This window comes from Streptomyces sp. NPDC030021, assembly GCF_055574035.1.
In genome coordinates this window covers 201231-211525 of sequence record NZ_JBVIAH010000018.1, presented here as the reverse complement: position 1 = coordinate 211525, position 10295 = coordinate 201231, and the positions used below count along the sequence as shown (strand labels likewise).

Genomic DNA, 10295 nt, shown 5'->3' with positions numbered 1-10295 from the left:
GGGCTCCTTTTTCTCCCTCCCCTGCGGGGGTCCGGCCCTCACCCATTAACCCCCCGACACCCCCCCCCCCCCCCCCGCCCCCCCCACCCCCTGACCAGGACTCGGGGCGATCGGCGGTGGCGGGGGATCCGCGTCCGGGGAGACCGGTCAGGCCCGGCTGCTGCGGAGCGGACGGCGACGGCGCACCACGTGGGCGCCGGCGCCGAGGGCCGCGGCGCCCACGAGGCCCGCACCGATGGCGGTCTCGGCGGTGGACGGGCCGAAGGATCCGCCGATGCCACCCTGCGAGGGGTTGCCCTCCAGGATCGTGAAGCGGTGCGTGGCGACCAGGTTGCTGTCGTTGCACTTGACCGACAGCGTGTGGTGCCCCGGCGAGGCGTGGTTGAAGATCCGGACGGTCGCGAAGCCGATCGACCCCGCGGACAGGTTGGCCGGCGGAAAGTTGCCGTGCGACGTGACGGTACCGCCGTGACCGCAGCCCGCCGCGCTCACCTGCATCGTGGAACCCTGGTGCACGGAGTACGGGTTGACGGAGATGTTGCTGGGGCCATTCCCACCCCCATTCCCACCCCGACCCCCGGGGTCCTGGTTCGCGGAGGCGAACGGGGCACTGAGGCCGATCACGGCGCAGGCTGCCGCCGTCACGGTAAGAGCGCGCAAGACACGCATGGTGGAACCTCCAGCGGGAAGCGCCCCGGAGCGTCGGCCCCGGATGATCGACGAGAACGCCTCCCACGTCGAACCCTCGGGTCGTCCTGCAGTCTCCGCATTTCCGGCTTTGGGCCGCCCGGTTGAGCGACACGCCGAAGGGCGGGAAATGCAACTGACGGATCCGCAGGTCACGACCCGTCAGGCATTTATGTGACGATTACCTGGATGGGCGCACCCCTTCCGGCCCCCTCCGGGTGGCGGCCACCCGTTCGCCCTTCCCCCCTCGCCGTCCTGCCGACTCGGCCTTAGCGTGCGTGAAGTAGGGCGTACAGGGGCGGGACAGGAACGCGGGTCGGGACCCCCGCGTCGGGAAGGGAGAACGATGGGCGAGGACGAGACCGGGCAGTCACGCAAACGCTCACCGTGGGGCGTACTCGCCCTGGTCATGCTCACCGGCCTCGCCATGGTGCGCAACGGTGTGAATGTCGGCGACGGGCCGCCGCAGCCCACCGCGGCCTCGGCCGTCGCGGTGACGTCCGACCAGTTGCCGGCGGATCCGCCCACGCCCCCGGCGGACATGGAGGTGCTGGAGCACTCGTCGGTCCAGCGCATCCGGATTCCCACGATCAACGTGGACGCGCCGGTGATGACGGTCGGGCTGGACGCGGAGGGCTGGATCGACGCGCCGCCGCCGCAGGACCGAAATCTCGCCGGCTGGTACCTCAACGGCATCTCGCCCGGCCAGCGGGGCTCTGCGGTGATCGTCGGGCACGTGGACAACGCGCAGGGCCCCGCGGTCTTCTACGGCCTCGGCTCGGTCAAGCCGGGCAACCACATCGAGGTGGAGCGGTACGACGGCCGCACGGCGGTGTTCGAGGTCTACGGGGTGGAGGTGTTCTCCAAGGAGGCCTTCCCCGGGGCCCGTGTGTACGGGGACACCGGGCACCCGGAACTCCGGGTGATCACCTGCGGCGGCGGATACTCGAAGGCCCGCGGCTACGACGGCAACGTGGTCGTCTTCGCCCGCATGGTGGAGGCCCGCTGAGCCCGCGGGTATCCGCCGCGGCCGGCTCCGGTTCAGCGGGGCGGCAGCACCGGGAGGGTCATCCGGTAGCCCCGTGCGAGCAGTTGGGGAAGGTACGAGGAGATCGCCTGGACGCTCTGCGACCGGTTGCCGCCGGCGTCGTGCGAGAGGACGATCACGCCGGGGGCCGCGCCGCCCAGGACCCGGGAGATGATCGTCGGGGTCCCCGGTTCCTTCCAGTCCAGGGTGTCCACGGTCCAGGCGAGCGGCTCCATGCCGAGCTCGGCCCCGATCTCGAAGGCGGCCCGGTTCCAGGCCCCGTAGGGGGCCCGGAACCACAGCGGCGCCTCGCCCACGGTCTGCTGTACGACCTCGCTCGTGCGGCCGATCTCGGAGGCGAGGGCGGGGCGGCTGAGGCTGGGGATGAGCGGGTGGGTCCAGGTGTGGTTGCCGATGACGTGGCCCTCGTCGACCATCCGGCGCAGCAGGTTCCGGTTCTCGGTGGCCATCTCCCCGCAGACGAAGAACATGGCGCGTACGCCGTACCGGGCGAGGGTGTCGAGGATGGCGGGGGTGTAGCGGGGGTCCGGGCCGTCGTCGAAGGTGAGCACCATGCCGGCCGACGCGGCTTCGGCGGCGGGGAGTTCCAGGATGGGCCGGGACCTTACGGCCGGCTTCACGGCCGCCGCGCGCACCGGCGCATCGGCGGTCATCGGCTGCAGCCGGTAGGACTTCTCGGGCAGCGCCTGCGCCCGCAGCCCCGGCGCACCGGCCGCGGGCCGCGCCCCCGGCCCGGCCGGCGCTGCGGACCCGCCCGGTCCGGGCCCCGGGGTACCGGTACCGCTCTCACCACCCACGCTGAGCAGCCCGGAGGCCGCGGCGACCCCGAGGAAGACGGCGGTACGCAGGACTGTGCGCCGCCCTACTGTCGGCTCGTCATTTTTCATTATTACTACGTATCAACGACATCGCCGAAGTTGTCGAGAGGCGCGGACGCACCCTGTTCCCCTCACTCGGTCGGCCGACCCCGCCGGCCCCCGGCCCGGTCAGCCGCGGCGGACCAGGGGGAAGGGGAGGGTCTCGCGGATCGTCAGGCCCGTGAGGAACATGACGAGGCGGTCCACGCCGATGCCGAGGCCGCCCGTGGGCGGCATCGCGTACTCCAGGGCGTCGAGGAAGTCGTTGTCGAGTTCCATCGCCTCCGGGTCGCCGCCCGCCGCGAGCAGGGACTGGGCGGTGAGGCGGCGACGCTGTTCCACCGGGTCGGTCAGCTCCGAGTAGGCGGTGCCCAGTTCGGTTCCGAAGGCGACCAGGTCCCAGCGTTCGGCGAGCCTGGGGTCCCGGCGGTGCTGGCGGGTGAGCGGGGAGACATCGGTGGGGAAGTCCTTGTAGAAGGTGGGCAGCTTGGTGCGCTCCTCCACGAGGCGCTCGTACATCTCCAGCACCACGTCGCCGCGGGTGTCCTCGGGGGCGTGCGGGACCGACGCCCGGTCGCACAGCCGGCGCAGCACCCCTTCCTCGGTGTCGGCGCCGACCTCCTCGCCGAGGACCTCGCTGATGGCCCCGTACATGGTCTTGACCGGCCAGGTTCCGGAGATGTCGTGGACGACGAGCTTTCCGTCCGGTCCCGCCTTGTGGGCGATGGGCGAGCCGAAGGCGGCGGTGGCGGCGCCCTGGATCAGTTCGCGGGTGAGGTCGAGCATCACGTCGTAGTCGGCGAAGGCCTGGTAGGCCTCCAGCATCGTGAACTCGGGGTTGTGCTTGTAGGAGACGCCCTCGTTGCGGAAGGTGCGGCCCATCTCGAAGACCTTCTCCATGCCGCCGACGCAGAGCCGCTTGAGGTAGAGCTCGGGCGCGATGCGCAGGTACAGGTCGAGGTCGTAGGCGTTGATGTGGGTGCGGAAGGGACGGGCGTTGGCGCCGCCGTGGATCTGCTGGAGCATCGGTGTCTCGACCTCCAGGTAGCCGCGGTCGAGCAGTCCCTGGCGCAGGGCCTGGACCGCGCTGGAGCGGGCCCGTACGACGTCGCGGGCCTCGGGGCTCGCGACGAGGTCGAGGTAGCGGCGCCGGACGCGGGCTTCGGGGTCGGCGAGGCCCTTGCGCTTGTCGGGGAGGGGGCGCAGGCACTTGCCGGTGAGCTGCCAGGACCGGACCACGAGGGACAGCTCGCCCGCCTTGCTGGCGCCGGTCTCGCCGCTGACGAGCACATGGTCGCCGAAGTCGACCTGCGAGGTGAAGGAGTCCAGTACCCCGGCCCCGGTCTCGTCGCGGTTGAGCATCAGCTGTATGTCCCCGGACCAGTCCCGCAGGACGGCGAAGACCACGCCGCCGAGGTCGCGTACGAGCATCACGCGTCCGGCGAGGGTGGCCTGTTCGCCGGTGCGGGCGCCGGGCGGGAGGGCGGGGTGGCCGGGGGAACCCTCGTGGGTGGCCTTCAGTTCCGCGACGGTGTGGGTGCGCGGGCGGATCCCCACCGGGTAGGGGTCGGTGCCGGCCGCCCGGATGCGGTCCAGCTTCGCGTGGCGGACGCGCACCTGCTCGGGCAGCCGCTCGGCCGGTGGCCCCGCGGCCTCCTGCTCGACCGCGTCCAGGCCGAGGGAGTCGATGGAGGGCAGTCCCTCGGTGGTGACGGGGGCGGTGAGGCCCTTGGGGTGGCCGTTGCCCCACAGGGTGCGCAGGCTGGGTACGGAGACGAAGCCCTCGGCGATGCCGGAGGCGAGGCTGACCCGGGCGAGCGAGCCGGCGTCCTGGTAGCAGAGGAAGCGCGGGTACCACTCGGGGTTGTACTTGACGTTCGAGCGGTAGAGCGCCTCCAGCTGCCACCAGCGGGAGAAGAAGAGGAGCAGCCTGCGCCACAGCTTGAGAACGGGGCCGGCGCCGATCCGGCCGCCCTCCTCGAAGGCGGAGCGGAAGACGGCGAAGTTGAGGGAGATCCGGTGCACGCCGAGGCCGGGGGCCGCGGCGCAGAGCTGGGCGACCATGAACTCCATGACTCCGTTGGGGGCGGTGCGGTCGCGGCGCATGAGGTCGAGGGAGATGCCGTCCTTGCCCCAGGGGACGAAGGAGAGCAGGGCGATCAGCTCGCCCTGGTCGTCGAAGGCCTCGACCAGCAGGCAGTCACCGTCGGCGCGGTCGCCGAGCCGGTCCAGGGCCATGGAGAAGCCGCGCTCGGTCTCGGTGTCCCGCCATCTGTCGGCGCTCTCCACGATCCTCTGCATCTCGTCCTGGGAGAGGGCAGAGTGGCGGCGGACGACGGTGGTGGCCCCGGTGCGCCGGACCCGGTTGACGGCCTGCCGGGTGACGCGCATGTCGCGGCCGTCGAGGTCGAAGTGGGCCACGTGCAAGATGGCCTCGTCGCCCAGCTGCAGTGCGCCGAGCCCGGAGCGGCCGTAGGCGGTGGCGCCGTCCTCGGAGGCACCCATGACGGCGGGCTGCCAGCCGTAGCGCCGGGCCACGGCCAGCCAGGCGTCGATGGCGGCGGTCCAGGAGGCGGGGTCGCCGACCGGGTCCCCGCTGGCGAGGCAGACGCCGGCCTCGACACGGTAGGTGACGCCGGCCTTGCCGTTGGGGGCGAAGACGACGGCCTTGTCGCGCCGGGTGGCGAAGTAGCCGAGGGAGTCGTTGCGTCCGTAGGCGCCGAGGAGGGCGCGGATGCGGGGCTCCTCGTCGCCGTGCAGGGCGGCGGTCAGGCGCTGGGAGCGGAAGAGGGTCATGGCCGCGTTCAACAGGGCGACGGCGCCGAAGAGGCCGAGCAGGAAGGAGAGCGGGCGGGGTGGGTGGCCGTCGAACTCCCGGGCCGAGAAGAGGCCGCCGAAGACCTCCTTGGCGGCCCAGTCCAGCCACTGGCCCCTGGGCAGGGTGCCGGGGAAGAGGGCGACGAGCGCCCAGCCCGCGAGTACGGCGGTGAGCAGGCCGAGGCCGAGCACGAACAGGGCGTGCCACAGCGCTCCGGGGCGGGAGGCGGCGTAGAACTCGTCGCGGGCGGCGATCAGCACGGCCAGCGCGGCGACGGCGATGATCATGGACGGGATGCCGATCCAGTACTCGCCGACGGCCATCTCCAGCACGTCGTCGACGATCAGCAGGGCCAAATAGGTGATGACGATCCACCAGGCGACCTTCTTGCGGGTGCCGAGGGCCGCGGCGAGGAGGAAGAGGAAGACGGCGTAGGCGAGGTTCGCGCTGACCGGGACGACGATCAGGTCGAGGAACCGCACGATGTGCCGCAGGAGCCGCCGCAGCGTGGGCGAGAGCGCGAGCAGGGCGCAGAGCAGGCCGAGCGTTCCGAAGAACGCGCCGAATCCGTCGGGCACCCGGTTCAGGAAGCGGTTCCGGGTTCCGTGCTTCTCCTCCACGGTGGCGCTGCTGGCACTCATGGTTCGCACTGTAGGGAGGGCGGCGCCGGTGCGCGCGCCGAGCGGGAGTGCCGCTTCCCCGGGCCGTGCCCACGGGCCTGCGCAGGCCATGCGCAGGCCATGCCCGGGCCGCGCCCCGGGCGTTGCGGGGCACGGCCTATCCTCGGCAGGGTGACGGAGCACGTGAACACGGAATTCGAACGCGGTACCGACGGCCCGAAGGTGATCCTGGCCGGGGTGGACGGGTCGGAGTCCTCGCTGCGGGCCGCGGCCTACGCGGCGGGGCTGGCCCGGCGGCAGAACGCCCTGCTGGCCCTGGTGTACGTCCAGCCGGTGATCCCGGCCGGCGCTGCGCTGGGCGCGCCGGTGGCGGACACCACCGGGGAGATCGCGGAGGGCCTGGTGGCCGAGATCCGCGCGTCGGCCGAGCGGCTCAGGGGCATCTACGAGGTGCGCTGGCAGTTCCACACCTTCCGCGGCGACCCCTACTCCGGCCTGGTGAGCGCGGCGGACGAGCTGATGGCGGACGCGGTGGTGGTAGGCGCCTCCGAGCAGGCGGGCCACCGCATCGTGGGGTCGGTGGCGATCCGCCTGGTCAAGGCGGGCCGCTGGCCCGTCACCGTGGTTCCGTAAGGCTGCCGGGTCCCGGGTCCCGTCCCGTACCCGGTCCTACCTGCCCATGGTCAGGCCGTCCTTGGCGGCGCCGCGGCTGAGGACGGCCTCGCTGATGGCGTCCCGGGCGCTCTCGTAGTCCTCGCGGCCGGGGTCCTTGGCGAGCGCGTCGGGCAGGTGGACGACCCGGCCCGCGGACAGGTCCATCATCTGCGGCACGAACTCGGCCTTCGCGACCCGCCAGCGCTGCCCGGCGACGGCCGGCGGGGCGAAGGTGAACCGGCCGATCGAGCCGTAGTTGCCCCGCATGTCGCGCGCACCCGTGTAGTTGAACATCTCGCCCGCGACCTGGTCGCCCATGCCGTAGACGATCCAGGTCCCGTTGACCTTCTCGTAGGGCTGGGGGATATGAGCGTGCGTGCCGATGATCATGTCGATGTCGGGGCGGCCGCCGGTCTGCGAGGCGGTCAGCGCCTTGCCGACCGAGAGCTGGGTCCCGTCCGGCTCGGTCTCCCATTCCGTGCCCCAGTGCACGCTCACCAGCACCACGTCCGCGCCCGCCTTCCGGGCCGCCCGCGCATCCGCGATGATCTTGTCCTGTTTCATCAGGTTGACCGCCCACGGCTGGCCGTCGGGCATCGGATAGCCGTTGGTGTCGTAGGTGTACGCGAGGTGCGCCACCTTGGCGGAGCCCGCCGTGTACGTGGTCACCGTGGCCGCCTCGGCGGCCGTGCGGGCCGAGCCGGCGTGCCTCAGGCCGACCTTGTCGAAGCGGTCCAGCGTGCGGCGCAGGCCGGCGCCCCCGTCGTCGAGGGTGTGGTTCGAGGCCGTGGAGCAGCCGTCGTACCCGGCGTCCTTCAGCCCGTCGGCGACCTCCGGCGGCGACTTGAAGGCCGGATAGCCGGAGAAGGGGCCGCCCTCCTCCCCGTAGATGGTCTCCATGTGGCAGAGGGCGAGGTCGGCCGCGGAGACCACGGGCTTGACCCCGGAGAACATCGGCCTGAAGTCGTATCCGTCGCCGTCCGCGTCGTTCGCCGCGCGCTGGATGACGGAGGTGTGCGGCAGTACGTCGCCGCTCGCGACCAGGGTGAAGCCCTGGGCGGCGGGCGATCCGGCGGCGGTGGAGGGGGCGGCCGGTCCCCCGGAGTCGCCGAGGCGGGCCGGCGCGGAGCTCCCGGTGGCCGAGCATCCGGCGGCGGCGGACAGCAGCACGGCCGACAGGAGGGCGAGCACCGGCGGACGGATTCGCGTGGTCATGAGCCCTGCTCTCGTTAATACGATTATCTGACATGTGATCACATGCAATCCATATAACTACACGCCGTAAGTCAAGGAACGGATCCGTCTCGCGGACACACACCCACCCGAACGGCGGACCCGGGCGGCGGCGGACCCGGGTGACGCCGGCCGCCTGCCGTTCGCCGCGCCGTTCGACCGTTCACCGACCCGCACGGCCGCCCGGCGGACGACCCGGGTGCTTGGGCGCAACACCGGGGCCGGACGGTTCCAGGTGGGCTCCGTGCAGGTCAGGGTGGACGGGTCGCCGCCTTCACGGCCCCCCACGCACCCCGGAAGGAGCCCCTCGTGCCGCTCTCCCCCACCCTCCCGCGTACGGACCCCGAGGCACTCGCCGAACTCCAGCGCGACCACGGGCGGGCCCTGTTCGGATTCCTGGTCGGCCTCACGGCGGGGGACGCCCAGCGCGCGGAGGACCTCGTACAGGAGACCCTCGTGCGGGTCTGGCAGCACCCGGAGGCCCTGTCCAGCGGGCACGACTCCATGCGGCCCTGGCTGTTCACGGTGGCCCGGCGCCTCGCGATCGACGCCCGGCGGGCCCGGCTGTCACGGCCGCTGGAGGTGGATCCGGAGGGGCTGGAACAGGCACCCGAGCCCCAGGACGCGGTGGCCGGCTCGGTCACCGCGATCGACGTCCGGCGGGCCGTGGGGTCCCTGGGGCCGGAGCACCGCGAGGTACTGATGCAGGTCTACTTCCGTGACCGCTCGGTGGCCGAGGCGGCCGCCGAGCTCGGCATCCCGGCCGGAACCGTCAAGTCCCGCACGTACTACGCCCTCCGCGCCCTGAAGAAGGGCCTCCAGGGGTACGGATACGGCCTCGGCGCCTGAGCCTGCGGCACGGCGAAAGATCGTGTAACGCCGTGAATAGATGCGGATCGGACATAAAACGCGTCGATTTCGGCATCAGAGCGTGCAAGTTGAGTAAACATCCCCCGCTCCGCGAGCCGCTCGGTGAAGGCTCAGGACTGACGACGGGACGCTCGAAGCGCGGGAGAAGGTGGAACGGTGCAGCCCGAGGGTAGTAACGGCACCAGTGACGGCGGGCTCGCGGTGCCCATGGCCTGGCTGTATGCCGAGTACATCGCGGACGAACTGCTGCGTACGGGCCGGCTCATCCCGGTCAGCACCCTGGAGTTCAGGGCCGGACGGGACACGCTCGCCCTGACGATCTACCTCTCGGACGCGGCCGGTGAGCTCTCCGGCATCCGGGTGGTCTCGCAGCTCGACGAGTGGCTGTCGCTCACGGCGTACGGACACCCGTGGCGCGACTGGGTGCACACCCGGTTCCTCGCGCTCGGCGAGGAGGCCCGGGAGCGCGGCGACGGCGGGGACCCCGACCTGGAACTGGCCCGGGCGGCGTGGCGCTGGCTGGACGGCACCGAGCTGTTCGCCACCAACCTCGACCCCGGGCGGCCCGACCACACCGACTTCCCGCCGGGACTGGACGAGAACGCGCGCGTATGGACCCCGGCCTGGCAACTCGGGCTCCCGCTCGGACACTTGGCGATGCACCTGTTCTGACGAAGCCACGGGCACGGTCACGGGACGCTGAACTCATATGATCAGCAAATTCCTTACCTGGCTCGAAAGGCACTCATCAGTTCCATGGACAGCGAAGCGATCGAGTACGCGCAACGGGTGGCAGCGCGGGTGACGGCCGACGCCGATGACGAAGCCTGGAAGGAACACCGGTGGGCGGTGGCCCGCTTCCTGTCCGGTTCCCGGTCGGCCGCCGAGGAGGAGCGCTGGAGAGGGCGGCTGAACGACTGGAGGGAGCGGATCGTCGCCTCCCTCGCGGCGGACGCCTACGCCGAGGTCGCCGAATCCCAGGACCTCCTCCTGGGCTGGCTCCTGACGGAGCTCCGGCGGAGCGACCACGCCATCGGCTCGCTGCTGGCGCTGTACCCGCCGCCCCGGCCGAAGCCGGAAGCGCCTTCCGTCTCCCCCACGCCGGCGTCGGAAGGCCACGGCGACGGGACCGAGTTCTACTTCGGCGACGTCTTCGCCTTCGTCACCGATTACCTGGCGGTCATGATCCGCCGCCCCCTCGACGGTACGTCCGCGACCTGGTGTCCGCTCTGGTGGGAGCACCCGGAGGCGGGGGCCCGGCTGTCCTCGCTCTGGCTGGCCTGGGAGCACCTGCGCCACGATCCGGCCCTCGGCATGACGACGTGGTGGATCCAGCACGCCGATCCGCACCTGCGGGTCCTGATGGACCCCCGGCAGGGCCCGTTCGCCGCGTGCTCGCCCGAGGGGCACACGCAGGAACCGCTCGGCCCGCTCCCGGTGGAACCGTACGAGCCGACGTAGGCCGTCCCGCCTCAGGGTGAAGTGGCGGGGCGATCCTGAAGCATCAG

General features: G+C 71.9%; 9 protein-coding genes. 5 read left to right on the top strand and 4 right to left on the bottom strand.

Annotated features, from left to right (window positions below):
* Positions 1-147: 147 nt before the first annotated feature.
* Positions 148-669, bottom strand: coding sequence for a hypothetical protein (locus tag ACZ4YL_RS30670; RefSeq protein ID WP_468121068.1), 522 nt, complete (start codon positions 667-669; stop codon positions 148-150).
* 364 nt (positions 670-1033) lie between these two features.
* Here ACZ4YL_RS30670 and ACZ4YL_RS30665 point away from each other — a divergent pair, with 364 nt between their 5' ends.
* The gene (locus tag ACZ4YL_RS30665) at positions 1034-1696 is read left to right on the top strand and encodes a class F sortase (RefSeq protein ID WP_468121067.1); all 663 of its coding nucleotides are present in this window, start codon (positions 1034-1036) and stop codon (positions 1694-1696) included.
* A gap of 32 nt (positions 1697-1728) precedes the next feature.
* On the opposite strand, the gene ACZ4YL_RS30660 is transcribed toward ACZ4YL_RS30665, so the two are convergent.
* Entirely contained in the window at positions 1729-2622 is an 894-nt protein-coding gene (locus tag ACZ4YL_RS30660) for a polysaccharide deacetylase family protein (protein ID WP_468121066.1), read from the bottom strand.
* 99 nt (positions 2623-2721) lie between these two features.
* Positions 2722-6051, bottom strand: coding sequence for a bifunctional lysylphosphatidylglycerol synthetase/lysine--tRNA ligase LysX (gene lysX / locus ACZ4YL_RS30655; protein WP_468121065.1), 3330 nt, complete (start codon positions 6049-6051; stop codon positions 2722-2724).
* 150 nt (positions 6052-6201) lie between these two features.
* On the opposite strand from lysX, the gene ACZ4YL_RS30650 reads away from it, so the two are divergent.
* Positions 6202-6663 (top strand): universal stress protein, encoded by a 462-nt coding sequence (locus tag ACZ4YL_RS30650; RefSeq protein WP_468121064.1) that lies wholly within the window; start codon positions 6202-6204, stop codon positions 6661-6663.
* 36 nt (positions 6664-6699) lie between these two features.
* Here the strand turns inward: ACZ4YL_RS30650 and ACZ4YL_RS30645 are convergent, their stop codons facing one another.
* A complete protein-coding gene (locus ACZ4YL_RS30645) occupies positions 6700-7899 on the bottom strand; it encodes a CapA family protein (protein WP_468121063.1) in 1200 nt (399 codons plus the stop codon).
* 327 nt (positions 7900-8226) lie between these two features.
* Between ACZ4YL_RS30645 and ACZ4YL_RS30640 the strand changes: the two genes are divergently transcribed.
* The 3 genes from ACZ4YL_RS30640 (at position 8227) to ACZ4YL_RS30630 (ending at position 10248) form a co-directional block, all read left to right on the top strand.
* Positions 8227-8766: a sigma-70 family RNA polymerase sigma factor gene (locus ACZ4YL_RS30640; protein WP_382544719.1), complete on the top strand. Its 540-nt coding sequence runs from the start codon at positions 8227-8229 to the stop codon at positions 8764-8766.
* A gap of 228 nt (positions 8767-8994) precedes the next feature.
* Positions 8995-9459 carry a hypothetical protein gene (locus tag ACZ4YL_RS30635; RefSeq protein ID WP_390171969.1) on the top strand — a complete coding sequence of 155 codons (465 nt, stop codon included), beginning with the start codon at positions 8995-8997 and terminating at the stop codon, positions 9457-9459.
* A gap of 84 nt (positions 9460-9543) precedes the next feature.
* Positions 9544-10248, top strand: a complete 705-nt coding sequence (locus ACZ4YL_RS30630) for a DUF4913 domain-containing protein (RefSeq protein WP_468121062.1) — start codon at positions 9544-9546, stop codon at positions 10246-10248.
* Positions 10249-10295: the final 47 nt, after the last annotated feature.

What these genes read in the sequence shown, in the direction of transcription:
- ACZ4YL_RS30670 (WP_468121068.1), bottom strand. Translation starts at nt 669, where the DNA reads ATGCGTGTCTTGCGCGCTCTTACCGTGACGGCGGCAGCCTGCGCCGTG.
- ACZ4YL_RS30665 (WP_468121067.1), top strand. Translation starts at nt 1,034, where the DNA reads ATGGGCGAGGACGAGACCGGGCAGTCACGCAAACGCTCACCGTGGGGC.
- ACZ4YL_RS30660 (WP_468121066.1), bottom strand. Translation starts at nt 2,622, where the DNA reads ATGAAAAATGACGAGCCGACAGTAGGGCGGCGCACAGTCCTGCGTACC.
- lysX (WP_468121065.1), bottom strand. Translation starts at nt 6,051, where the DNA reads ATGAGTGCCAGCAGCGCCACCGTGGAGGAGAAGCACGGAACCCGGAAC.
- ACZ4YL_RS30645 (WP_468121063.1), bottom strand. Translation starts at nt 7,899, where the DNA reads ATGACCACGCGAATCCGTCCGCCGGTGCTCGCCCTCCTGTCGGCCGTG.
- ACZ4YL_RS30635 (WP_390171969.1), top strand. Translation starts at nt 8,995, where the DNA reads ATGGCCTGGCTGTATGCCGAGTACATCGCGGACGAACTGCTGCGTACG.
- ACZ4YL_RS30630 (WP_468121062.1), top strand. Translation starts at nt 9,544, where the DNA reads ATGGACAGCGAAGCGATCGAGTACGCGCAACGGGTGGCAGCGCGGGTG.